This window comes from Neptuniibacter sp. QD37_11 (genome assembly GCF_047778105.1).
In the GTDB taxonomy this organism is placed as follows: domain Bacteria; phylum Pseudomonadota; class Gammaproteobacteria; order Pseudomonadales; family Balneatricaceae; genus Neptuniibacter.
This window is the reverse complement of record NZ_CP180552.1, coordinates 2627524-2649616: the sequence shown is the minus strand read 5'-3', so window position 1 is coordinate 2649616 and position 22093 is coordinate 2627524. Positions and strand designations below refer to the sequence as shown.

The following is a 22093-nucleotide window of genomic DNA, read 5'->3' as shown; positions in this document are numbered from 1 at the left end:
AGGCCTTATTTCTTCTTAGTGGGCTGAATGACCATGTTTACACGGCCTTTTTCTTTAGCGTCTTTTGATGTTGCACCAAAAGCATCCACAATTGATTTGTCTAGGTCATAAACAATTTTATTGCCAGTAAAGGTGTCTTTGCCTTGTACTACTTTGGCACTTTGCGTAATGGTTAATTTCTTTTTGTTAACCATATACACCATGTGTTTACCCCAAGCATCACTGAAGTCACCATTCACTTCTTGTTGTTGGCGGAAGTGAGCGGGTGCGCCTTTAGCGACTAATTTATCCACACCTTCGTTGGCGCGGTGCATATCTACATGGGCTGCTTCGATCAGCAGTGAACCTTGCTTGATAATGACATTGCCCTTATAGGTGGTGATACCAGTCGTGTCATTAATGCTAGCGGAATCTGCTGTGATGTAGATCGGCTTATCCTGATCATCAGGCAGGGCGAAACTGGTATTCGACGCAAGCAAACATAGTGCAACAAGCGTTTGTGATAACCTAATCAACATTTTGATGTGTTCCTTCTACCCTTGAATGCAAATTTAAAACACGGGTGTTGAAATTAATATCCATTCCAGTGCCTTGCATTAGAGTGTGTTCAGTTTCTAAATTCACTGGCAGGTCTGTTTCGGCGATATCTTTTTTGGGATAAATCGTCAGCGCTTCGGTGGTTAGCTTTTTGCTCGAGCGCGCATTTGAATTATCAATAACAATGACATTACCTGCAAGATCTATTCGGCTGTTATCGTCTTGTGCTGTGCCTGTATCTGAAGAAATGTTGACAACGGAGTTGTCGGATCGATAAAGATTGCTTTTAGGTTCAATCAGTAAATTTTGTTTGTCTGACGGACTATGTTCTAGCCGCGGCGTCGTTAATTCTTGCTTTAGATTGCCCTTAATGTCCCATTCTTTAACCGCTGCTTGGTCGACAAAATAATCCATCTTTTCAGATAGGGGGGTATTGGTTGTACCGTGTTCTTGAGGTGAGCCTGAAAATCCCCAATACAGTAGTATTGGGATTAAAATGGCAGCAGCGATAATTATGCGTAATTTACTACTTAGATCAGGCATTTGCAGGAACTTTTAAAGGTACTTAGCATGTAATTGTTCAAGTTTACCTTGAGCTTCAAGGATATGCTCGCAAAATTCTCTTGCAGCCCCTTCACCACCTCTGCGTAAGCTACACCAATCGGCATGTTGCTTAACCAATTCGTGCCCGTTTGGAACAGAGGCGCCGAATGCGCAGTGACGAATAGCGGATAGGTCCGGCAAATCGTCACCTATATAAGCAGTTGTAGCTGCACTATGTGAGGTGTTAGACCAAAGCTCTTCTAAAGCGATAAGCTTATCTTCGCGGCCTTGAAATAGGTAATGGATACCCAGTGATTTACTGCGAAGTTCTACTTGTGGGGAACTACGCCCTGTAATGATTGCAGTCTCGATTCCTGCTTCCATCAATAGTTTTAGACCAAGGCCGTCCAGTGTATTGAACTGCTTGACCTCTTGACCATTGGGGAGAAAAAGAAGCTGGCCGTTGGTTAAAATGCCATCTACATCAAAAACAGCAAGTGTAATGTTCTTTAGAGAAGTTGTTACTGTCATTAAATTACGCCTGCTTTAAGTAGGTCGTGCATGTTTAGAGCGCCAATTGGTCTATTTGATTCATCCGTCACAATAAGTGCGTTTATCTTCTTGGCTTCCATTATTTGTAGGCACTCAGCAGCTAAGGCTTCGCTACTGACTGTGGTGCCTTTACGAGTCATGACATTATCTATAGCTGTGGTTTTAAGATCTACGTTCTGATCTAGCGCCCGGCGTAAATCTCCATCGGTGAATATGCCGAGTAACTTGCCGTCTTTATCTACGATTGTAGTCATACCTAGGCGTTTACGAGTCACTTCTAAAAGTGCTTCTTGTAAAAGGGTTCCTGATTCAACCTCCGGCACGTCCTGATCAGCATGCATAATATCGCTTACTTTTAGGAGTAGCTTTCGTCCTAAACTGCCGCCTGGGTGGGAAAAAGCAAAATCTTCAGCGCTAAACCCGCGTGCTTCTAAAAGAGCTATAGCTAATGCATCTCCTAGCACTAATTGAGTTGTAGTACTTGAAGTTGGGGCTAAACCAAGAGGGCAGGCTTCTTTTTCAACGCCAATATGGAGGTTTGCATCAGAAGCTGTGGATAAGGTTGAATCTGCATTTGCCGTAATACTTATAAGCGGTGCCTTCATTCTTTTTAATAGAGGAATGATGGTAACGACTTCGGCTGTTTCTCCTGAATTAGATAGGGCGATAACCACATCGTTTGAAGTGATCATTCCTAGGTCACCATGACTTGCTTCGCCAGGGTGAACAAAGAAGGAGGGGGAGCCAGTGCTTGCTAGAGTTGCAGCAATTTTTTTACCGATGTGACCTGATTTCCCCATGCCTGTAACAATGATTCTGCCGGTACATTGAAACATCAGTTCGCAGGCACGAATAAAATTCTCATCCAGATGGCTAACTAAATCAGAAACTGCTTCCGCTTCGAGTTGAATCGTACGTCTTGCTGAACTGAGAAAATCAGGTTGCGACATCAGAAACCTATTATGTTAATTAAGAGACGGTCATAGTGTATAGCAGGACCAGATAGCCTGCATAGGCAGCAGTTAAAAGGCTGCCTTCAAATCGACTGATAGAAGGGGGCTTTTGCCAAAGGGCGAACGCCATCAGCGCAAAAGTTAGGCCTAGCATAGCAACATAGTCTCGTTGTAGAACGATTGCATCCATGCCAATTGGAGCAATAAGGCCTGGAACTGCCATCACTGCGACAAGGTTGAAAATGTTAGAGCCCACTACGTTGCCAATAGCGATGTCGTGATGGTTCTTTAATGCGCTTGCTACAGATGCAGCTAATTCGGGAAGGCTTGTGCCTATGGCAACGATTGTAAGGCCTACAACGAGTTTGCTAACGCCCATTGCAAATGCGATTTCACTTGCGCCCCAAACAAGTAACCTAGAGCTTGCAGCTAGAACAGCCAATCCTGCGATCAACCAAAAAATTGCCTTTTTAGTTTCCAGTTCGGGTAGCTCTTCTTGATCATTTGCCAATTCATCTTGAGGCGCATTTTTTTGAAAACGATTAAACAGATAAAGGCATACTGCTAGGGCAATTAGCAGAATAACGCCATCCATGCGGCTTAGATTCAGGTCGAAAAGAATTACACCGGCAAGTAGGGTGACGCCTAATAGGAGAGGCAGCTCTTTTCGAAGAACGCCTGATTTTACGGGTAAAGGCGCAATAAGTGCGGTAATACCAAGCACCAGTGCGATGTTAGCAATGTTAGAACCAAGTGCGTTACCAATTGCAAGGTCTCCAGCTCCGGATGTGGAAGCCATGATCGAAACTAGAATTTCGGGTGCTGAAGTACCAAATGAAACAATTGTCAGGCCGATAAGCATCGGTGACATACCAAAATTTTTAGCTGTCGCCGCAGCCCCTTCTACAAACTTATCTGCACTCCAGACTAATAAAACTAAGCCGGCCAATAGTGCCAAAATTGGGTAAAGCATAAAGAAAATATGTTCCAGTATTAGATGAAGGACGCTATTAAAACAGAATGCAGTTATTGTTTAAATCGGCACGAAGTAACTATAGGTAAATATTCCCGTTTTTATATCGAAATGGTATAGTTGCGGCCCCACAAAGTAGGGGTTATTGAATAAAGCCTGAACAGTGGAACGGACTTAAGCTGTTTTGCACGTTTTATAAATGGAATCTTATGAGTCAGTTTGATGATGTAGTCATCGATATTCAGCAGTTGAGCTTCGCTCGAGGTGAAAGGCCGATATATAGTAATGTCGATCTTAAAATACCTCGCGGAAAAATTACTGCAATCATGGGCCCTTCAGGTACCGGTAAAACAACACTGCTAAAATTGATTGGCGGTCAGTTGAAACCCGATACAGGCTCTATCTCGATTGATGGTCAAAATATCCCAGAATTAAGTCGTAGCGAACTGTTTTCGGTTCGTGAACGTATGGGTATGCTTTTTCAGAGCGGCGCTCTTTTTACCGATATGAGCGTATTTGAAAATGTGGCTTTCCCTCTTCGTGTCCACACGAATCTATCTGAAGATATGATTCGCGATATCGTATTGATGAAACTTCATGCAGTCGGTTTGCGCGGTGCTAATGAACTAATGCCAAGCGAACTATCGGGTGGTATGGCACGACGTGTTGCGCTTGCACGAGCGATTGCATTAGATCCAGATATTTTAATGTATGATGAACCATTCACTGGTCAAGACCCTATTGCAATGGGTGTGCTAGTTAATCTCATCAGGCATCTAAATAACTCTTTAGGCCATACCAGCATCATTGTTTCACATGACATTCAGGAAACTTTAGGTATAGCTGATTACGTATTTATTCTTGCTGATGCAAAAGTCGTTGCTCAGGGCACGCCAGAAGAGTTGTTGGAAGTAGAGTCTCCACAGGTGAAACAGTTTATGCACGGCTTGCCAGATGGCCCTGTGCCGTTTCATTTTCCTGCAGGTGATTATGCTGATGATTTGCTACAAGGTGGTTTGAAATGAACAAATTAGCCTCCTTAGGGCATGTGACATTAAGTAAGCTTGCGGCGTTCGGGCGAGCAACAATGATTCTATTTCAATCATTGATTGCCAAGCCGCAGCCGCTAATGATGTTTCCTTTATTGGTAAAACAGATCTATTTCGTTGGCGTGCTGTCGATGATTATTATTGTCGTATCGGGTCTGTTTATCGGTATGGTGCTAGGTCTGCAAGGCTACACCATTCTTGTCGATTACGGATCTGAACAAGCCGTAGGGCAAATGGTTGCGTTGAGTTTGGTTAGAGAATTAGCCCCAGTTGTGACTGCCTTGCTTTTCGCCGGGCGAGCTGGCTCTGCTTTAACGGCGGAAATTGGCTTGATGAAAGCGACAGAGCAGCTTTCTAGCTTAGAAATGATTGGTGTTGACCCATTGCGTCGCATTATTGCGCCACGTTTTTGGGCTGGCTTTATCTGCTTACCTATTCTGGCGGCGATATTCGCAATCGTAGGGATCTATGGTGGCGCTTTGGTGAGTATTGATTGGCTGGGTATCTACGATGGCTCTTTTTGGGCCAATATGCAGAACTCAGTAGACTTTTATGAAGATGTTGTTAACGGCTTAATTAAAGCGGTTGCCTTCGGCTTCGTTGTAACTTGGATTGCTGTATTCCAAGGCTATGACTGTATACCAACCTCGGAGGGTATTAGTCAGGCTACAACGAAAACAGTGGTTTATTCATCCCTTGCGGTGTTAGGCCTAGATTTTATTCTTACAGCAGTAATGTTTGGAGAACTTTGATATGCGTATGCGGGTCTTGGAGATCAGCGTAGGTGCCTTTGTTTTGGCAGGTATTTTAGCGTTGGTAGGATTGGCGTTGAACGTAAGTGGTTTAAGTATGTCTACAAGTGACAATACTTATACTGTTTATGCCCGCTTTGAAAATATTGGTGGCCTGACACCTCGAGCAAAAGTAACAATGTCTGGTGTCACTATTGGTAAAGTTACAAGCATTGAACTAGACACGGAACAGTTGGTCGCTAAAGTTTCTATGGAAATTAATGGCGATGTAGATTTTCTTTCCATCGATAGTTCTGCAGCGATTCTAACTGCAGGTTTGCTGGGTGAGCAGTATATCGGTGTTACCGTTGGAGCCGAAGAGGAATACCTTAGTGATGGTGGATTTATCGAAGATACTCAATCAGCGTTAGTGCTGGAGGAGTTAATCGGTAAATTCCTCTTCAATGAAGCGAGTGAGTAATTATGTTACAGCAGGTTTTTAATCGATTAGGTCATTTGGCTGCGATCGTTGCTTTCATGTTTTCTTTCAATGCTTATGCATCATGGGAAGAGGCGGGTAAAGTGATTGAAGGTGCTACTTCAGACGTTCTTCAGTTATTAGAAAATGAAGAGCTTCTAAAGGAAGAGCAGAAAGATCAATTAGTTGCAGAAATTGACACTATCCTTTCTCCTGTAGTGGATTTCGATTACATCGCAAAAGGTGTAATGGGTAAGTACTATCGTAGAGCTTCAAAGGAACAGCGTGAACAGTTTAGTGGTGTTTTTAAAACAACTTTGTTGAAAACTTACGCTAAAGCGCTTGTCGGGTTCAAGATTGAACGTTACGAGATGGTGCCACCTCGTAAAGAAAGCCCTGATGAGAAAAAGCAGATTGTGACTGTAAACGTTTTTGCTGCAGATGGTACTAAGTTTGCGCTGATCTACTATATGAAAAAGAGTGCAGATGAGTGGAAATTAGTGAACGCTGTTTTGGATGGCAGCGTAAATATCAAACTTAGCTTTAAAAACCAGTTTGCAGATCTGATGCAGCGTAATCGTAATAATGTCGATAAAGTTATTACGAGCTGGAAAGATAAGGTAGACCCAGACAAGGAAAGTGCTTAATGACAAACGCTAGCATTAAGTCAGCGCAGTTAATTGCGATTGAAGGGGAGCTTAAATTCCCTGCGATAATGCAACTTCGTAAGCAGGTCGAATCGTTATTGTCTGGACTGAATGGTAAGGCACAAGTAGATTTTGCCGAGGTTACTTCAGTAGATAGTTCTGCGTTGTCTTTTTGGCTGTGTTGTTTACGTTTTGCAAAACGCAATAAATTGGAGCTTGAGCCGATCAACTTACCTGTAGAAATGCAGGGTATTGCAAAATTGGTTGGGCTAGAAGATCTAACAAATTGATTAGTATTCAGTGATATTGGATTTAAGGCGATGCTTAGCATCGCCTTTTTTGTCATGATCCGGTATTATTTCCGCCTTATTTTTATCTAGAAGTATTCTATCGGGAGCTTTGCATGCAGGCTGAACAGGTTAAGCAGATTCTGGAATCTCAACTTGAGAACTGTGTAGTTACAACCGCAGGTGAAGGGTGTGATTTTCAGGTAACCGTTGTAGGTGAACTGTTTGAAGGGCTGCGTCCGGTTAAATGTCAGCAGCTTGTCTATGCTTGCTTGAATGAGCATATCGCAAATGGAACGATTCACGCTCTAACGATTAAGACATACACCCCAGCGCAGTGGGAAGCTTCCCAGAACTAAACGCCTTTTACTGGATTGACCATGGATAAACTTATTATTACAGGTGGCGAGCAGCTCACAGGTGAAGTTCGCATCTCCGGTGCTAAAAACTCGGCGTTACCTATTCTTGCTTCCGCTTTGCTAGCGTCTGAGCCAGTTACAATTTGTAACTTGCCACACTTACATGACATTACGACGATGCTTGAACTTTTGCGTCGTATGGGTGTTGAGCTAGTTATTGATGAAAAATTAAATGTAGAAATTGATGCCAGCACAATCGATAAACTAGTTGCACCTTATGAACTAGTAAAAACGATGCGTGCATCAATCTTGGTACTGGGCCCTATGGTGGCGCACTTTGGCGAAGCTGAAGTATCACTTCCTGGTGGTTGTGCGATCGGTTCACGCCCAGTCGATCTTCATATTCAAGGTCTACGCGCAATGGGCGCAGACGTTGTTGTTGAAGGTGGTTATATCCGTGCTAAAACTAATGGTCGCTTAAAAGGTGCCCGAGTATTCTTTGATACTGTAACGGTTACAGGTACTGAGAATATTCTGATGGCTGCTACGCTGGCCGAAGGCCAAAGTATTCTTGAAAATGCTGCTCGTGAACCCGAAGTGGTAGACCTTGCAGAATGCTTGATCGCCATGGGTGCAGACATTACTGGTCACGGAACAGATACCATTGTTGTGAATGGCGTTGAAAAACTACACGGTTGTAAATTCCCTGTGGTTGCTGACCGAATTGAAACGGGTACGTACCTAGCAGCTGTAGCGGCAACGCGCGGTAAGGTAAAGATCAAAAACACATCGCCAGCCATTCTTGATGCTGTTCTGCAAAAGCTTGAAGAAGCGGGAGCACACATAACTACGGGCGATGACTGGATCGAACTGGATATGAAAGGCCAGCGTCCAAAAGCAGTTAATGTAACTACTGCGCCTTATCCTGCATTCCCAACAGATATGCAAGCGCAATTCTCTGCGATGAATGCGGTATCTGAAGGTGTCAGTATTCTAAAAGAAACAATATTTGAAAACCGCTTTATGCACATGCAAGAGATGATTCGCATGGGCGCTAAAATCAATATTGATGGCAATACAGCAGTTGTAGAAGGGGTCGAACGTTTACAGGCAGCACCTGTTATGGCAACCGATCTGCGTGCTTCTGCAAGTTTGGTTATTGCTGCATTGGTTGCAGACGGTGACACCGTAATTGATCGTATCTACCACATCGATCGTGGTTACGAGTGTATTGAAGAAAAATTACAGTTATTAGGCGCACGTATTAAGCGTGTTCCAGGTTAAACAGGTATATAGAACGCTATGAAGCAGCAACTAACGATTGCACTGTCCAAGGGACGTATCCTCAAAGAAACTCTGCCTTTATTGGCGGAAGCTGACATTGTGCCGGCAGAGGATATTCATAGCAGCCGTAAACTGATTTTTGATACAAACCATGACAACATCAAATTGGTTGTCATTCGTGCTACAGACGTACCGACTTATGTTGAGTACGGTGGCGCGGATATGGGTATCGCAGGTAAAGATGTTCTGCTTGAGCATGGTGCTGTTGGTTTGTATGAGCCTTTGGATCTGAAAATCTCTAAGTGCAAGCTTATGGTTGCAGGTATGAAAGGGGCTAAGCCAGTTGAAGGTCGAATGAAAGTTGCTAGTAAGTTTGTCAATGTGACCCGTGACTACTTTGCCAAACAGGGTTGTCAGGTCGATATCATCAAGCTTTATGGAGCTATGGAATTAGCACCCCTAATGGGCTTAGCTGATCGCATCGTTGATATCGTAGATACAGGTAATACTTTGCGAGCTAACGGTCTAGAGCCGATGGAAGAGATTGCGGATATCAGCTCACGTTTGGTTGTTGGTCAGCCTTCAATGAAGATGAAGCACCGTCAGATCCAACCGATCTTAGATAAATTAGCTGATGCAATTGCTCGCCGTGATGGAGAAGCGTAATCATGACTGATTTGAATATTAAACGTCTAGATTCTACTCAGGCTGATTTCCGTCAGCAGATGGATAAACTGCTTGCGTGGGAAGCAGTATCTGATGAAAAAGTAAATCAGATCGTCAATGAGATCCTTCAGCGTGTTGAGCAAGAAGGCGATTCTGCGGTTGTTGAGTACACTAACCGTTTTGATAATACGTCTGTTTCAGAGATGTCTGAGCTTGAGATGAGCAAAGAGCGTCTGCAAGCTGCTTTGGACAATCTTCCTGAAGATCAGCGTAAAGCCCTAGAAATTGCTGCTGAGCGTGTTCGTAGCTACCACGAGCGTCAACTTGTTGATTCGTGGCAGTACACTGAAGCCGACGGCACTATGCTAGGTCAGAAAGTAACGCCAATGGATCGTGTTGGTCTGTATGTACCAGGCGGAAAAGCTGCGTACCCATCTTCAGTATTGATGAACGCAATGCCAGCAAAAGTTGCGGGTGTTGAAGAGATCATTATGGTTGTGCCAACACCAGGTGGTGAAGTTAACGAGCTGGTACTTGCAGCAGCATGTTTATCAGGCGTTGATCGCGTTTTCTGTATTGGTGGTGCACAAGCGGTTGCAGCCTTAGCTTATGGTACAGCAACTGTACCTAAAGTAGATAAGATTGTAGGTCCAGGTAACATCTTTGTGGCAACAGCGAAACGTGCGGTATTTGGCGCTGTTGGTATCGATATGATTGCTGGGCCGTCAGAAATTCTTGTGGTTTGCGACGGCCAGACTGACCCTGATTGGGTTGCGATGGATCTTTTCTCCCAAGCTGAACACGATGAAGATGCGCAGCCAATTCTTGTTACACCTGATGCACACTTCATTGATGCGGTAGAAGCCAGCATCAATAAATTGTTGCCAACTATGGAGCGTAAAGAGATTATCGAAACCTCTCTACGTCTTCGTGCAGCGCTGATTAAGGTTGCAGATATGGATGAAGCGATCGAAGTTTCAAACCGTATCGCTCCAGAGCACTTGGAATTGTCTGTAGAAGATCCTGAAGCGTTATTGCCTAAGATTCGTCATGCAGGTGCGATCTTTATGGGACGTTATACAGCTGAGGCACTAGGTGACTACTGTGCAGGTCCTAACCACGTTTTACCGACGTCTGGCACTGCTAGGTTCTCTTCTCCTCTAGGTGTATATGACTTCCAGAAACGTTCTTCTTTGATCATGTTCTCTGAAGATGGTGCTTCTGAAATGGGTAAAGTTGCATCAGTACTTGCGCGCGGTGAAAGTCTTACAGCGCATGCTCGTTCAGCCGAATACCGCATTAAGTCTTAATTGAAAAACTTAGACAACTTTTGATAAAGGGCTGCCAGAAATGGCGGCCCTTTTTGTTTGTAGGGTAAAAGCTATTTGCTGAGTAATGCAAAATTAGTTACGGCTTTTAGGGCGTTCGCCAATTTCAGCATCAAAGGAGAGCTCTTTACCTTCCCTAAGAACTTTAACTGTGACTACCTGACCTGGTCGAAGACGGGCGATTTGAGTCATCGATTTACGGCCATCCAAAATAGGATTGTCATTGATGGTCAGCATCACGTCACCGGGTTGTAGGCCCGCTATATGGGCTGGGCCGTTGCGGAACACGCCTGCAATGATAAGTCCTTGAAGTTTTTTAAGGCCAAATGATTCAGCTAGGCTAGGCGTAAGCTCTTGTATCTCAATGCCCAACCAACCGCGAACAACGCGACCGTGCTGTATTAAGTCCAGCATCACTTGCTTGGTTAGGTCTGATGGAATTGCAAAGCCTATGCCTTGAGAGCCACCTGATTTAGAGAAAATTGCGGTATTAATACCAATCAGATTGCCAAAGGCATCAATCAAAGCACCGCCAGAGTTACCCGGATTGATGGCCGCATCTGTTTGTATAAAGTCTTCATATGTATTCAGGCCGACACTGTTTCGGCCCGTGGCACTGATTATGCCCATAGTTACGGTTTGCCCAACACCAAATGGGTTGCCGATGGCTAGGACTACATCCCCAACGCGATAATTTTCAGTTTGGCCGAGAGTAATACTTGGTAAGTTATCCAATGTAACCTTTAAAACGGCTAAGTCTGTTTCCGGGTCTGTACCGATGACTTCTGCGGCAGCTTCTCTCCCATCTTTTAAAGCAACGATAATGCTATCGGCACCCGAAATTACATGATTGTTTGTAACTATATAACCTTGAGAGCTAAGAATTACACCAGAGCCTAGGCTGGACTGAACCCGTTCTCGTTGTGGAATGCTGTCGGAATCAAAGAAGTTGCGGAAAAAAGGATCATTGAAGAGAGGGTGTACATTCTGTCTAACAACTGTTTGGGTGTAGATATTAACAACTGCAGGGGCAGCGACTTCTACAGCATCTGCGTAAGATACAGGACCAATATTTCCTTGCAGAACCGTGTTGTTACGGGCTTCACGGAACTCAATGGTAGAGTTTGAGCTATCTAATAGATCTGGAAAGACTTGTAAAAGAAGAATGGCGACAAGCACGCCTGAGAGAATAGGCCAGAAAAGAAAGTTAAATTTACGCATGAGTGTATAGTCGAAACGCCATAAACAAGCTTAGAATTATACGATTAATATTCCCTTTGTGAATGGATAACAGAAGAATGTCGGTAAAACTATCAGATCTAATTGCATATATAGATCAGCGCTTAGAGCCAAACCAATTTAAAGATTACTGTCCGAATGGATTGCAAGTGGAAGGGCGTAGCGATATTAGTAAAGTTATATCTGGTGTAACGGCTTCTCAAGCTTTGATAGATAGAGCTGTCGATGAAAAGGCTGATGTATTGTTAGTGCATCATGGCTTTTTTTGGAAAGGAGAGAATAGCTGTATTACAGGGATTAAAAAACGTCGCATCAAAGCCTTGCTAGATAATGATATAAGCTTGCTTGCTTATCATCTGCCATTAGATGCGCACCCTGAGATCGGCAACAATGCTCAACTGGCTAAGCTTTTAGGAATCGAGGGTTTTGGGGCTTTAGAACTTGGTAATCCTCGTAGTATTGGAAACACGGGTGAATTAGCTGAGGCTATTTCTGCAGAAGGGTTTGCTGATCATATAGAGGCGATTTTAAAACGTAAGCCTCTACTTCTTAAAGGCGGAGACCATCCTATTAAAAAGATTGGGTGGTGTACGGGCGGTGCCCAAGGTTATATCGAGAAGGCGATAGAGCAGGGCTTGGATGCTTTTATCTCTGGTGAGGTCTCAGAACCAACCTTCCACAGTGCGATAGAGAATGGTATTCACTACTTTGCTGCAGGTCATCATGCAACGGAGCGTTATGGTGCTAAGGCATTAGGTGAAGAGCTGGCGCTGAAATTTGGGCTTCAGCACCAGTTTATCGATATAGACAATCCAGTTTAAGCTTTTGCTTTAGGCTCTGCTGTTTCTGCGTCTACATTGCTAGGCGCATCAGCAGGAACCTGCTCTTCCTCTTTAGTTTCCTGTTCCTCTTTCAAACCAAAAGTTTCAGATAACGTACCTTCATCTTCAGGTGATTTAGGTGCGTAATCTCTAGGTGGTTCTGAAGAGCTTTCTGCTTGTTCTGTGTCGGTAGCTGGTTTTGCTTCAGCTTCAGCTGAAGGTTCTTCTGCTTCGCTTTCTAGTTTCGGAGTCAAAGAGGGTTCAATGGCTAGATCAACGCTTCCTGGCTGACATAAGCCTTGCGCGCCAGTAGCAAGATGTTCGTGAACATCTTTGTAGCTGTTAGTCAGGTTGTTAACTAGCGCTGCTGTTTTTTCAAAGTGTTCAGTTACTTCGTTCTTGTAGCTGTCTAGTTCTTTTTGGGTGCTTTCAAGTTTTTCAGCAAGTTCTGCTTGACGTTGTGCGCCTCCGCCAGAACGTCCCATCAAAAAACCAATTACGGCGCCAACAACAAGGGCTGCAATACTAATAAGCCAAACGTTTTCCACAAAAACTCCTTATAAACTTGGCATTTTAATTTGAATTAGGTGCTGACAAAGAGAGCCTGAATTATTTTATAAGGTACAGCATCAAGGGATCTTTGCGAGCTTTGTGCAAGGATAAATCAATTATCTATTCCTGCCTATAATAAATAATTTTCGACTTTATCGGCAGATAAATGAACTATAGATTGGTCGAATTTATCCGTATCATCACTTTAAGGCGCTTTGTTCTGCCGCTTTTTGATGAGAGGACTGGGCCTCGCAATGTAACTGATCGAGATACTCAATCTGTTCCTTGATGATAGCTTTAGCTAAATTGATATCTCGATCTTCAATCGCACCTAGTAGTCTACGATGTTGCCCTAAGATAATTTCTCTTTCGCGGAAACGGTAAGCAATCATGTTAGCAACCGGTTGCAGAGCCTCGATCAACGAATACATCACAAAACTTAGCATACGGTTACCACTTGCATCGGCTATAGCGCGATGAAAGCGAACATCAGCGGCACAGAAATCTTCAGGGCTGATATTGGTATTGGATTGATAATTTAATTCAGCTCGCAGTTTTTCTAGGTCTTGTTCGGACCTATTTGCGCAGGCGTGTTGGCAGCATAAGCTTTCTAACTCTAATCGAGTGCTACTCACCTCAGTTAAAGATATCTGATTCATGCTGACAAACAGGGTTGCAGCGGTAGTCATCTGGTCACTGAGCTCTTCAGCACCTAAGTGGTTTACGAACGTGCCGCCAGTAGGCCCTCGGCGTGAACGAATTAAGTTCTTAGCAGCTAAGCGCTTGAGTGCTTCTCGAACCGTAGGGCGCGATACGTGAAAGCGTTCAGCTAGTTCACCTTCTGTAGGAAGGCGATCGTCTGCTTTTAGAGAGCCATCTAAAATCGCTTCCTGTAATTGGTCAGCGACTTGTTTAGACAAGCTGGACTTATTGATCGGGGCTACTTCTAGGCTCACGTATTACTCCATAGGATTGCTAATACTACGAATAAGCTATTCTACATAAACTGAAACAATAACATCATAGCTTGTATCATATAAAAATCTATTTTATATTTGTATGACAAATAGATAAATAAGTTGGGAGATCGGCATGTTCAAAGCGCTCGTGTTAAATCAAAACGACGGTAAGACTGTAGCAGAAGTGACGGAATTGAGTTTGGATCAATTACCAGATCAGAATGTTTTGGTTAAAGTCGATTACTCCTCGTTAAACTACAAAGATGGTTTAGCCATTACAGGCAAGGGCAAAATTATTCGCAACTTTCCTATGGTACCGGGCATCGATTTAGTTGGCACAATAGAAGAGAGTGCTGATGATCGTTATCAAAAAGGCGATAAAGTTGTACTGACAGGTTGGGGGGTAGGAGAAAACCATTGGGGTGGATTTTCCGAGTATGCTCGCCTAAATGCAGATTGGTTAGTGCCTCTGCCTGAAGGCATGGATCCTGTTCGTACTATGCAGATTGGTACAGCAGGTTTAACTGCAATGTTATGCATCATGGCTTTGGAAGAGGGCGGTGTTACACCTGATAAAGGTCCAGTCATTGTTAGTGGGGCCGCTGGTGGTGTAGGTAGTGTTGCAGTAGCAATCTTGGCTGGGCTTGGTTATCAAGTGACAGCGATTACGGGGCGCCCTGAAACAGAGGGCTATCTTAAAGGCTTAGGTGCTTCAGAGATTGTAAGTCGAGAGGAGATGGCAGAGCCAGCAAGGCCTCTAGAGAAACAGCGCTGGGCCGGTGCGGTTGATACTGTGGGTGATAATATCTTAGGTAGAATTCTATCTGAAACCGATTATGGCGGTGTTGTAACAGCATGTGGTCTTGCTGCAAGCTTTAAACTACCAACAACGGTTATGCCTTTTATTCTTCGCAATGTTCGTTTACAAGGGGTTGATTCGGTGATGTGCCCTTATGAGCGTCGTCAAGAAGCTTGGAAAAGGCTACAAGCACAATTACCTGATAATGCTGTGGGTGATATTGCTCAAATCATCGCGCTAAATGAATTACCTGACTATGCTGAACGTATCACCAATGGCCAAGTTAAAGGTCGAGTGGTTGTAGATCTAAATAGCTAAGTAATCTACAGTTTAATTGAAAAAAAACGGCTCTATGTTAGAGCCGTTTTTTTATGGGCTGATTAGATCGAAGGCTGAACTATCCGTATAAGCCATCTAATCGAGGTTTTATCAGAATTGGGGTGTAAATAATTAGGAATAGTACCCAAGAGAGCATCCATAGCGTGCCAGATAAGTGCAGCGTTGTGAGGTAAGAAAGAGGTAATAGCCCCACGCTTAATCGCACAGCTGCGGCTAATAGCATCAATATAAAGGCAGTAATGATGAGCGGTCCGACTTTAAGAGGTCGACCTGTGTGTCCCAAAGAAACACGCGCCATCATTCCCAGTGTTAACCCCCCAATACTTCCAGCAGCAAAGGCGTGGTAAGCAATCGAAGTGCTAATTAGATCCAGTAAACTTAGGCTATAAAGGATAAAACCCAACGCTACAAACAGGTAGCCAAACTGAAGAATCCACACCAAGGGTACCGCAAAAATCCGTTTATCGAACCAGCCTGCAACCCGAATAAGGTTAGCGAATCCCACTAATAGGCTGATGCCAATAATTAGAGGCTTAATCTCTGTCAGGCTTAAAAGAACCCAAATCGCAGTTAGGGGAATAATCGCTTTCTCCAGCCAAGCATGTTTTGTGACTTTTACGCCTTCAACTCCGCGTTCGGTAAAAAATGGAATAACGCGTCCACCTAAGATACTTATGACCATGATGACTAAAAACAGGCCTAGTTGAATACCTTTAGATGCTGTTGTCTCAGTGTAGCCAAGTAGTTGCAGGTGCATGAGTAGATTGGCTACAAAGAAGCCAAGCAGGAGTGGCACAAACATCAAATTACGATAGTTTCTAGACTTAATAACTGGCCAAGCCACGCAAGCGGCCACCATAGGCGCGAAGGCTAAATCAGTGACAGCGATCAACCAAGGTTCGATCACTGTGAATAAGGGCATTAAACGCGCACTAAACCAGAGTAAAAAAAGTGCCGCGAGAGGCCAGCTGTAAAGGGTTTGCACGTTAGTCCATGTCTTAACAGCGGTCATTAAAAAGCCGGCGATGATTGCTAGAGAGAAACCAAATAGCATTTCGTGGGCATGCCAGAATACCCCATAGTTATAGTGGTGAGGCTGAATGCCGCCACTATAGATAACTAGCCATGCAGCCATTAAAAGTATGGCTGAGAGTGCGCCACCTAAGAAAAATGGGCGAAATGCCAAATTAAAAAGTGAAAAGGGAGACGGGGTGCGCCTTTCTTGTAGTTGGATCATGGGATCTCTCCGCCGCTTATATCAGCAGTGTTATAATCTACACTAAGAATTATTAAATGTGTATTAAAGATACATTTTAAAGAAGTGTTAACGTTCATTTTATTGATCTGACAACGAGTTTTTGACGAGGAATTTCAGTGCGACAGTTAATTTTAGGTGGTGCCAGGTCCGGTAAAAGTCAGGTGGCGCAAGAAAGAGCTACCGCTACGGGCCAGCCTGTTGTGTATATCGCTACCGCTCAAGCACAAGACTCGGAGATGGAGCAGCGTATTGAACTCCATCGTCAGAATCGACCGAGCGAATGGGAGATACTAGAGATCCCTTTTGACTTACCGGATGCACTCGATAGTTTGAGTGGTAAGGGAAAAACGGTCTTAGTTGATTGTTTGACTCTGTGGTTAACCAATCTGTTATTAAAAGGTTTGGAAGCTATGCAGGAAGGCATGAAGGCGCTATCTGCTGCTGTTGATGATTTTGAAGGGGACTTAATACTGGTTTCAAATGAAGTCGGTTGGGGCATTGTCCCTATGGGCGAATTGAGTCGTCAATTTCAAGATAATACCGGTCGATTGCATCAAGATTTGGCTGCCGTAGTGGAAGTGGTGACGTTAACGGTGGCGGGTATCCCAATGGCTGTTAAAGGAGATGTTAAGTGAATTTGCAGGAATGGTCGCAGATTAAAGCTAAACCTTTAAACGTTGAAACTGAACAAGCTGCTTTATCTCATCAAGCAAACCTAACTAAACCCCCCGGCTCTTTAGGTGTACTGGAAAAAATAGCTGTGCAAATGGCTGCTATGCAGGCGCAGCCATTACCTTCGGCAGATCGTGTAAGCATCTCTATTTTTGCTGCAGATCATGGTGTGGCTGCTCAGAATGTATCCGCGTTTCCACAAGAAGTTACATCGCAAATGATTCTGAATTTCGCAGAAGGCGGCGCGGCAATCGCTGTTTTAGCTAAGCAACTGCAAGCACAGTTTGAGGTGATTAATTTAGGGACGGTGGTGCCTGTTGAACATCACAATGTGCTTAATCGAGTAATCGCTTCGCAAAGTTCTGATATTTCCAAGAGCCAAGCGATGAGCAGTGAGCAATTGGTTACTGCGCTTAATGTGGGACGGGAGGCGGTTTTAAGAGCTAAATCGTCGGGAGCTCAACTCTTTATCGCTGGTGAGATGGGTATAGGGAATACAACGGTTGCTGCTACAGTTTTGGCCGCGGCAATGAACCTAACAGCTCAAGAAGTAGTTGGAGCAGGGACAGGCGTATCAGGTGACGCGCTCGAACATAAAACGGCTGTGATCGATCAGGCGCTTAAGTTACACCTGTGCACAGGCGATTCTCCCTTTGAGTTGCTTCAATCATTAGCCGGTTTTGAAATTGTCGCGATGGTTGGCGCTTATCTGACGGCAGCAAGGGAAGGTATTACGGTTGTGGTGGATGGGTTTATCAGCACTGCGGCTGCATATATGGCCAGTATCATTTGCCCCTTAGCTAAAGACTGGATGATCTTTGGTCATCAATCTGCGGAAAAATTTCATCATAAAGTACTTGTTGCCATGTCTGCTGAGCCTTTGTTAGCGTTGGATATGCGCCTTGGTGAGGGCAGCGGCGCTGCAACGGCGGTAAATGTTATTCAAACAGCATGTTTGTTGCATAAACAGATGGCGACATTCTCTAGTGCTGGTGTGAGTGAAAAGTCGGACTAAAACCTATAGTAAGGATCTTTTTTGAATACTCTGTTCGTTGATCTGTTCCGACATGGTGAGCCTGCACTTAAAGGCGTCTATTTAGGCCGTACCGATAGTCCTTTGTCTGAAAAAGGTAGATCTACTTGTGAATCTGTTTTAGCTAATGGTGAGTGGGACTTAGTTGTGAGTTCGCCGTTAAAGAGGGCTTTGGAGAGTGCGAGCTGGTTAGCCAATTCACGGCAAATCGAGTTACAAGTCTGGGATGAATTACAAGAGTTGGACTTTGGTGACTGGGATGGCGTCAGTTTTGAGCAGGTTTATAGTGAGAACCCCGTCGCAGCAGATAAGTTTTGGCAAGCTCCGCAGGATTATCCTGCACCAAATGGTGAAACTATTCAGCAATTTAAGCAACGAATAGCTATGGTTAAAGAGCGGTTGCTGCAATTATCTGAAAAAAAGGTATTAGTTGTTACTCATGGTGGGGTGATTCGGTGCCTGATCGGGGATATGTTGGGCATTAATGCCGATCGTTGGAGCCGAATTGCGATTGATTATGCACATTTTGCGAAACTGAGGTTTGATCATGACGCAAAACAATGTTGGCCACAGTTATTAAGTAGTAATATCCGGCCGCTACCTGATTCTGTCGTATAGGATAACGAATGAAATACACCGAAACGCTTAAAAATATTCACCGGAGCCTTGATCGTCTAGGCGATCTGCCAGTGTTTAGTGCAACGGTCAATCGTATACAGCAGATCAGCGCTTCTGAGGAAAGTGATGCTATGGCTTTAGCTATGGCCATCATGAAAGATACAGGCTTATCTGCCAAACTGATTAAACTCGCGAATTCACCTGTTTACAAACGAGGCCAAGGAGATATCACGGTGGTATCACGTGCAGTGGTATTACTCGGTTTTAATCAAATTAAAAATATCAGTTTGACCCTTAAACTGATTGAAAGCTTTCATGATGAAAATCCCGATCTGGATGTGCCTGGGATGATGATGCGGCAGTTCTTGAGTGCCAATATGGCTAAAGAACTTGCGCTTAAAAGTCGAAAGACAGTCGATCCAGAAGAAGCTTATATGGCTTCATTATTATTTGGATTAGGGGAAATCATGGTGGCTTGTACCTTACCGGAGCAATATCGAAAAATGCTTAGGTTGAAGGAAAGGGGAGATAAAAAGTGGCCACGCATTCAAGCTGAAGTGCTGGGTATGAGCTTTAGCGAATTAGGTAGAGAGTTGGCTGCAGGTTGGGGATATCCAAAGCAAATATTGAATACAATGGCGCCTGTTGATTTAGCTCATATTGATGAGAAAAGTAATTTGTTGGCGACCTTACCTACGCTGAGTCATGGTTTAGTCCAGCAGCTTTATGGGCAAGATCAAAATAATGAGCAGCCCTACGATAAGGTTGTAGATGCTGTATCTCTTGTTGGTGATATTCCGTTTGATGATGTTGGAGAAATCACTCTACAGTGCTTTCAGCGAGTAGCTAAAGTCAGCCGTAATTATGGGTTAAAAGCTCGCTCTCTTATTCCTGATTATTCAGAGACAGGTAATGTTGCTAAAGATGATATGGTGCGTCAGCTATCTTTCTTGGCTCATAATGAAGTGGAGCTGGAAGAGGTCGAGCAAACTGAAAGTATTGAAGATAAATCATCGCCGACTGCTGCTGAATCGAAGCGAAACTCTAAGCAACTAAGTTACCTCAATCAGCTAACTGAATTGATCGCTGCTGATGGAAAAATTCACGAAGTCTTCAAATTAGTCGTTGAAGCTATTGGTGAATGCGGGCAGTTTGATCGCAGTATGCTTTGTCTGCTCAGCAAATCTAACACACACCTTTCGGTAAAAATTATTGAAGGTGATGAGCTAGATCCACTGCAAACTTATTTTGAAAGGGATAAATCGGGCAAGGCAGATGATCTTTTCTTTAAGGTTCTAGCTAAACAAGTGACTTTACTTGTCAATGATCTGGATGAAGATGGCTGGGATAAGCGATTACCACCAAACTTTGTTAAGCAGGTAGGTTGCCAAGGGTTTGTATTGATACCGTTAACTATGGGAAAACGGGTAATTGGTATGCTATATGCGGATCGCTTAAAAGGGCGTGGTCCAGTATCAGAAGAGGATTTTAATACGTTTAACCAGTTCTCTACCCAAACGCGTCTAGCTTTAATGTACGCTGACAGTAAAGCTAGACAAACGGCATGACTATTCAGTCATGCCTTTTACAAATGATTTAGTATCTTCCCAAGCTTCTTTGCTGATCTCTACGCCATCATCGATAACGTCTTTACTCACTTCAACGCCATCTTCGATAACCTCACCACCTTTCTCTACAACGGTTTTAGCACCAGATTCGGTGGAGCACATTGCACGTTGCGCTACACATTTTGATTTACAGCCTAGTTCTGCAGCGTCGTCGGTAAAGTGTTTCACTGAACATTTAGCTTCACAGATGGTTTGATCTGTTGAGCAGTCAGCAAAAACTGTAGGTGTTAGTAGCATTAACGCAGAAAAAAACAGCGCTCTCATTTTTATTACTCCCATTAGGTGAGTTGTATTATCTAACTTCTTTGGATCGCCAAAGAATCTCTTCACCGCCCTGCCTTAACACTATTATTCTGCTTGCCACAAAAAGCAGATCGGACAGCCTATTTAGATAAATACCAGAGTTAGGATTTACCTGAGCTGACTCATCTTGAAGTAGTGCTATGATTCGTCTTTCAGCGCGTCGGCAAATACTACGCGCTAAATGGGTATAACTGGCTGAAAGTGTTCCTCCTGGGAGAATAAACTCCTTCAAAGGCGGCACCTCTGAGTTCAGTAAGTCCAGTTGTTCCTCTAGGTATTCTATCTCTGTCGGAGTAATAACGACATAGCTAGGGTCTGCAATTGCTAACTCGCCGCCAAGATCAAATAGCTGGTGCTGTATGGTTCGCAGCAGTTTCGTAATTGATTCATCTGAAGGCAGGCTTGCGATCACTATGCCTATTGCACTATTAAGTTCATCAACCGTGCCGATCACTTCTATTCTGAGATCGGTCTTAGATACACGTTCGCCATTTGCTAATCCGGTTTGGCCTTGATCGCCAGAACGCGTATAGATCTTACTAAGCCTGTTACTCATTACTGCTCCTAGAGAAGGCAACCACTGGATTAGGCATCACTATGAGGATGTAATTCCCTAATTTTTTCCAGGTAGTACTTGTTGATATCCACCGTGAGATCTAGTTTGTCTGCTTGCTCACATAGATAGCCGGTGATCTGATTAATCTCACTTATACGGCCATGTTTCACATCTTGGTTCATCGAGGAAAAATTATTTGCGGTTAATTCTGCTACCTGACAAGCATGGTCAATTAAAGGGCCATCAAATAGCTCGAGATTAAGTGCAGTTGCGACCTTTTCTACCTCATTGCAGATTAATACCATCTCATTTAAATAGTTAGGGTTGCTAACTAACTCGCCATTTTTACAGTCGAAGATCGCGGTTAAAGGGTTTATAGCGCAGTTAATCGTTAGCTTGCGCCACAAGGTTGTAGCTATTTCTGTATCAGGTTGTACATCTAAGAAACCACTGTTCAAGTGCTCGAACCAATTTAGCTTTTTATCGGGTGATCCGATTCGAGTGGTTCCTTTACCGGCATGTACAACGGTGAACTCAGATTTTAACCATGCCCCATCTGTTGTTGATGCCCAGGCAACTTCAGCATTTGGTAATTGGCCTGTTATCCATTGTTGGCTGCCCATACCATTTTGCAGCACAACAACATGTGCGTCATCTGCCAGTCGATGTTTGATCGAGTTGAAAGCAGTTTGAGTATCAGTGGATTTGGTCGTGATAAACAGTTGTTGGATTAACGACGAATCATTGGGTAGCTCAGCTTCGCAACTATGCCTTTGATCTGCTAATTGAATGCCATTGTTTGCTTTAAATCGAGAAAGCTTAGCCGAATTACGCAAAATAAGAGTGACGGGGAAACCCGCAGAAATGAGATTACAGGCCCATAAATTACCAATTGCGCCAGCGCCAAGTATGTGCCATCTCTCTTTCAT

At 43.9% G+C, this 22093-nt stretch carries 27 protein-coding genes; 15 read left to right on the top strand and 12 right to left on the bottom strand.

Annotated elements, in window-relative coordinates:
* Positions 1–5: 5 nt before the first annotated feature.
* From lptA to ACMXYT_RS12290, 5 genes are read right to left on the bottom strand one after another with little or no spacing between them, the layout of a single operon-like run.
* Complete coding sequence (lptA, locus tag ACMXYT_RS12310) at positions 6–518, bottom strand: lipopolysaccharide transport periplasmic protein LptA (RefSeq protein ID WP_415911494.1); 513 nt, start codon at positions 516–518, stop codon at positions 6–8.
* On the bottom strand, positions 508–1080 hold the full coding sequence (gene lptC, locus ACMXYT_RS12305) for an LPS export ABC transporter periplasmic protein LptC (RefSeq protein ID WP_415898915.1): 573 nt from the start codon (positions 1078–1080) through the stop codon (positions 508–510). Before lptC ends, lptA begins: the two co-directional genes overlap by 11 nt.
* 12 nt (positions 1081–1092) lie before the next feature.
* Entirely contained in the window at positions 1093–1611 is a 519-nt protein-coding gene (locus ACMXYT_RS12300) for a KdsC family phosphatase (RefSeq protein ID WP_415898914.1), read from the bottom strand.
* Complete coding sequence (locus tag ACMXYT_RS12295; RefSeq protein ID WP_415911493.1) at positions 1611–2582, bottom strand: KpsF/GutQ family sugar-phosphate isomerase; 972 nt, start codon at positions 2580–2582, stop codon at positions 1611–1613. Before ACMXYT_RS12295 ends, ACMXYT_RS12300 begins: the two co-directional genes overlap by 1 nt.
* A gap of 19 nt (positions 2583–2601) precedes the next feature.
* Positions 2602–3558, bottom strand: coding sequence for a calcium/sodium antiporter (locus ACMXYT_RS12290; protein WP_415898912.1), 957 nt, complete (start codon positions 3556–3558; stop codon positions 2602–2604).
* Positions 3559–3767: 209 nt separating this feature from the next.
* Between ACMXYT_RS12290 and ACMXYT_RS12285 the strand changes: the two genes are divergently transcribed.
* The 9 genes from ACMXYT_RS12285 (at position 3768) to hisD (ending at position 10369) form a co-directional block, all read left to right on the top strand.
* Positions 3768–4583, top strand: coding sequence for an ATP-binding cassette domain-containing protein (locus tag ACMXYT_RS12285; protein ID WP_415898911.1), 816 nt, complete (start codon positions 3768–3770; stop codon positions 4581–4583).
* On the top strand, positions 4580–5359 hold the full coding sequence (gene mlaE / locus ACMXYT_RS12280; RefSeq protein WP_415882006.1) for a lipid asymmetry maintenance ABC transporter permease subunit MlaE: 780 nt from the start codon (positions 4580–4582) through the stop codon (positions 5357–5359). The genes ACMXYT_RS12285 and mlaE overlap by 4 nt, the downstream gene beginning before the upstream one ends.
* A 1-nt stretch (position 5360) precedes the next feature.
* The gene (mlaD, locus tag ACMXYT_RS12275) at positions 5361–5819 is read left to right on the top strand and encodes an outer membrane lipid asymmetry maintenance protein MlaD (RefSeq protein ID WP_415898910.1); all 459 of its coding nucleotides are present in this window, start codon (positions 5361–5363) and stop codon (positions 5817–5819) included.
* A gap of 2 nt (positions 5820–5821) precedes the next feature.
* Positions 5822–6463 carry an MlaC/ttg2D family ABC transporter substrate-binding protein gene (locus ACMXYT_RS12270; protein ID WP_415898909.1) on the top strand — a complete coding sequence of 214 codons (642 nt, stop codon included), beginning with the start codon at positions 5822–5824 and terminating at the stop codon, positions 6461–6463.
* Positions 6463–6753 carry an STAS domain-containing protein gene (locus tag ACMXYT_RS12265; RefSeq protein WP_415898908.1) on the top strand — a complete coding sequence of 97 codons (291 nt, stop codon included), beginning with the start codon at positions 6463–6465 and terminating at the stop codon, positions 6751–6753. The genes ACMXYT_RS12270 and ACMXYT_RS12265 overlap by 1 nt, the downstream gene beginning before the upstream one ends.
* Positions 6754–6866: 113 nt before the next feature.
* The gene (locus tag ACMXYT_RS12260) at positions 6867–7109 is read left to right on the top strand and encodes a BolA family protein (protein ID WP_415882002.1); all 243 of its coding nucleotides are present in this window, start codon (positions 6867–6869) and stop codon (positions 7107–7109) included.
* Positions 7110–7130: 21 nt separating this feature from the next.
* Positions 7131–8393, top strand: a complete 1263-nt coding sequence (gene murA / locus ACMXYT_RS12255) for a UDP-N-acetylglucosamine 1-carboxyvinyltransferase (protein WP_415882001.1) — start codon at positions 7131–7133, stop codon at positions 8391–8393.
* Between the two features lie 18 nt (positions 8394–8411).
* Positions 8412–9059 carry an ATP phosphoribosyltransferase gene (gene hisG, locus ACMXYT_RS12250; protein WP_415898907.1) on the top strand — a complete coding sequence of 216 codons (648 nt, stop codon included), beginning with the start codon at positions 8412–8414 and terminating at the stop codon, positions 9057–9059.
* Between the two features lie 2 nt (positions 9060–9061).
* Positions 9062–10369 carry a histidinol dehydrogenase gene (gene hisD / locus ACMXYT_RS12245; RefSeq protein ID WP_415898906.1) on the top strand — a complete coding sequence of 436 codons (1308 nt, stop codon included), beginning with the start codon at positions 9062–9064 and terminating at the stop codon, positions 10367–10369.
* Positions 10370–10462: 93 nt separating this feature from the next.
* On the opposite strand, the gene ACMXYT_RS12240 is transcribed toward hisD, so the two are convergent.
* Positions 10463–11608 (bottom strand): S1C family serine protease, encoded by a 1146-nt coding sequence (locus tag ACMXYT_RS12240; RefSeq protein ID WP_415898905.1) that lies wholly within the window; start codon positions 11606–11608, stop codon positions 10463–10465.
* A 77-nt stretch (positions 11609–11685) separates the two neighbouring features.
* On the opposite strand from ACMXYT_RS12240, the gene ACMXYT_RS12235 reads away from it, so the two are divergent.
* Complete coding sequence (locus tag ACMXYT_RS12235; RefSeq protein ID WP_415898904.1) at positions 11686–12447, top strand: Nif3-like dinuclear metal center hexameric protein; 762 nt, start codon at positions 11686–11688, stop codon at positions 12445–12447.
* On the opposite strand, the gene ACMXYT_RS12230 is transcribed toward ACMXYT_RS12235, so the two are convergent.
* Together ACMXYT_RS12230 and ACMXYT_RS12225 are read right to left on the bottom strand one after the other, a co-directional pair.
* Positions 12444–12995, bottom strand: a complete 552-nt coding sequence (locus ACMXYT_RS12230) for a YhcB family protein (RefSeq protein WP_415911492.1) — start codon at positions 12993–12995, stop codon at positions 12444–12446. The genes ACMXYT_RS12235 and ACMXYT_RS12230 overlap by 4 nt on opposite strands.
* Positions 12996–13199: 204 nt before the next feature.
* On the bottom strand, positions 13200–13955 hold the full coding sequence (locus tag ACMXYT_RS12225) for a FadR/GntR family transcriptional regulator (RefSeq protein ID WP_415881995.1): 756 nt from the start codon (positions 13953–13955) through the stop codon (positions 13200–13202).
* 136 nt (positions 13956–14091) lie between these two features.
* On the opposite strand from ACMXYT_RS12225, the gene ACMXYT_RS12220 reads away from it, so the two are divergent.
* Positions 14092–15075: an MDR family oxidoreductase gene (locus ACMXYT_RS12220; RefSeq protein WP_415898902.1), complete on the top strand. Its 984-nt coding sequence runs from the start codon at positions 14092–14094 to the stop codon at positions 15073–15075.
* Positions 15076–15154: 79 nt separating this feature from the next.
* On the opposite strand, the gene ACMXYT_RS12215 is transcribed toward ACMXYT_RS12220, so the two are convergent.
* Positions 15155–16333: an NnrS family protein gene (locus tag ACMXYT_RS12215; RefSeq protein ID WP_415911491.1), complete on the bottom strand. Its 1179-nt coding sequence runs from the start codon at positions 16331–16333 to the stop codon at positions 15155–15157.
* Positions 16334–16470: 137 nt separating this feature from the next.
* Between ACMXYT_RS12215 and cobU the strand changes: the two genes are divergently transcribed.
* The 4 genes from cobU to ACMXYT_RS12195 are packed head-to-tail and all read left to right on the top strand — an operon-like array spanning position 16471 to position 20245.
* Entirely contained in the window at positions 16471–16989 is a 519-nt protein-coding gene (cobU, locus tag ACMXYT_RS12210) for a bifunctional adenosylcobinamide kinase/adenosylcobinamide-phosphate guanylyltransferase (RefSeq protein WP_415898900.1), read from the top strand.
* Complete coding sequence (cobT, locus tag ACMXYT_RS12205) at positions 16986–18041, top strand: nicotinate-nucleotide--dimethylbenzimidazole phosphoribosyltransferase (protein ID WP_415898899.1); 1056 nt, start codon at positions 16986–16988, stop codon at positions 18039–18041. The genes cobU and cobT overlap by 4 nt, the downstream gene beginning before the upstream one ends.
* A gap of 21 nt (positions 18042–18062) precedes the next feature.
* Positions 18063–18677 carry a histidine phosphatase family protein gene (locus ACMXYT_RS12200; protein WP_415898898.1) on the top strand — a complete coding sequence of 205 codons (615 nt, stop codon included), beginning with the start codon at positions 18063–18065 and terminating at the stop codon, positions 18675–18677.
* An 8-nt stretch (positions 18678–18685) separates the two neighbouring features.
* Complete coding sequence (locus ACMXYT_RS12195; RefSeq protein ID WP_415898897.1) at positions 18686–20245, top strand: HDOD domain-containing protein; 1560 nt, start codon at positions 18686–18688, stop codon at positions 20243–20245.
* Here ACMXYT_RS12195 and ACMXYT_RS12190 read toward each other — a convergent pair whose 3' ends face one another.
* From ACMXYT_RS12190 to ACMXYT_RS12180, 3 genes are read right to left on the bottom strand one after another with little or no spacing between them, the layout of a single operon-like run.
* A complete protein-coding gene (locus ACMXYT_RS12190; protein ID WP_415898896.1) occupies positions 20246–20569 on the bottom strand; it encodes a hypothetical protein in 324 nt (107 codons plus the stop codon).
* Between the two features lie 28 nt (positions 20570–20597).
* Complete coding sequence (locus tag ACMXYT_RS12185) at positions 20598–21164, bottom strand: cob(I)yrinic acid a,c-diamide adenosyltransferase (protein ID WP_415911490.1); 567 nt, start codon at positions 21162–21164, stop codon at positions 20598–20600.
* Positions 21165–21193: 29 nt separating this feature from the next.
* Positions 21194–22093, bottom strand: a complete 900-nt coding sequence (locus ACMXYT_RS12180) for a 2-dehydropantoate 2-reductase (protein WP_415911489.1) — start codon at positions 22091–22093, stop codon at positions 21194–21196.

Bases quoted from the DNA above. Each gene is read 5' to 3' on its own strand.
- ACMXYT_RS12185 (WP_415911490.1), bottom strand. From the start codon at position 21,164: ATGAGTAACAGGCTTAGTAAGATCTATACGCGTTCTGGCGATCAAGGC.
- mlaE (WP_415882006.1), top strand. From the start codon at position 4,580: ATGAACAAATTAGCCTCCTTAGGGCATGTGACATTAAGTAAGCTTGCG.
- ACMXYT_RS12180 (WP_415911489.1), bottom strand. From the start codon at position 22,093: ATGAAAGAGAGATGGCACATACTTGGCGCTGGCGCAATTGGTAATTTA.
- ACMXYT_RS12270 (WP_415898909.1), top strand. From the start codon at position 5,822: ATGTTACAGCAGGTTTTTAATCGATTAGGTCATTTGGCTGCGATCGTT.
- mlaD (WP_415898910.1), top strand. From the start codon at position 5,361: ATGCGTATGCGGGTCTTGGAGATCAGCGTAGGTGCCTTTGTTTTGGCA.
- ACMXYT_RS12285 (WP_415898911.1), top strand. From the start codon at position 3,768: ATGAGTCAGTTTGATGATGTAGTCATCGATATTCAGCAGTTGAGCTTC.
- ACMXYT_RS12260 (WP_415882002.1), top strand. From the start codon at position 6,867: ATGCAGGCTGAACAGGTTAAGCAGATTCTGGAATCTCAACTTGAGAAC.
- ACMXYT_RS12220 (WP_415898902.1), top strand. From the start codon at position 14,092: ATGTTCAAAGCGCTCGTGTTAAATCAAAACGACGGTAAGACTGTAGCA.
- ACMXYT_RS12195 (WP_415898897.1), top strand. From the start codon at position 18,686: ATGAAATACACCGAAACGCTTAAAAATATTCACCGGAGCCTTGATCGT.
- hisG (WP_415898907.1), top strand. From the start codon at position 8,412: ATGAAGCAGCAACTAACGATTGCACTGTCCAAGGGACGTATCCTCAAA.
- lptA (WP_415911494.1), bottom strand. From the start codon at position 518: ATGTTGATTAGGTTATCACAAACGCTTGTTGCACTATGTTTGCTTGCG.
- hisD (WP_415898906.1), top strand. From the start codon at position 9,062: ATGACTGATTTGAATATTAAACGTCTAGATTCTACTCAGGCTGATTTC.
- ACMXYT_RS12190 (WP_415898896.1), bottom strand. From the start codon at position 20,569: ATGAGAGCGCTGTTTTTTTCTGCGTTAATGCTACTAACACCTACAGTT.
- ACMXYT_RS12265 (WP_415898908.1), top strand. From the start codon at position 6,463: ATGACAAACGCTAGCATTAAGTCAGCGCAGTTAATTGCGATTGAAGGG.
- ACMXYT_RS12290 (WP_415898912.1), bottom strand. From the start codon at position 3,558: ATGCTTTACCCAATTTTGGCACTATTGGCCGGCTTAGTTTTATTAGTC.
- lptC (WP_415898915.1), bottom strand. From the start codon at position 1,080: ATGCCTGATCTAAGTAGTAAATTACGCATAATTATCGCTGCTGCCATT.
- ACMXYT_RS12215 (WP_415911491.1), bottom strand. From the start codon at position 16,333: ATGATCCAACTACAAGAAAGGCGCACCCCGTCTCCCTTTTCACTTTTT.
- ACMXYT_RS12240 (WP_415898905.1), bottom strand. From the start codon at position 11,608: ATGCGTAAATTTAACTTTCTTTTCTGGCCTATTCTCTCAGGCGTGCTT.
- ACMXYT_RS12300 (WP_415898914.1), bottom strand. From the start codon at position 1,611: ATGACAGTAACAACTTCTCTAAAGAACATTACACTTGCTGTTTTTGAT.
- ACMXYT_RS12235 (WP_415898904.1), top strand. From the start codon at position 11,686: ATGTCGGTAAAACTATCAGATCTAATTGCATATATAGATCAGCGCTTA.
- ACMXYT_RS12295 (WP_415911493.1), bottom strand. From the start codon at position 2,582: ATGTCGCAACCTGATTTTCTCAGTTCAGCAAGACGTACGATTCAACTC.
- murA (WP_415882001.1), top strand. From the start codon at position 7,131: ATGGATAAACTTATTATTACAGGTGGCGAGCAGCTCACAGGTGAAGTT.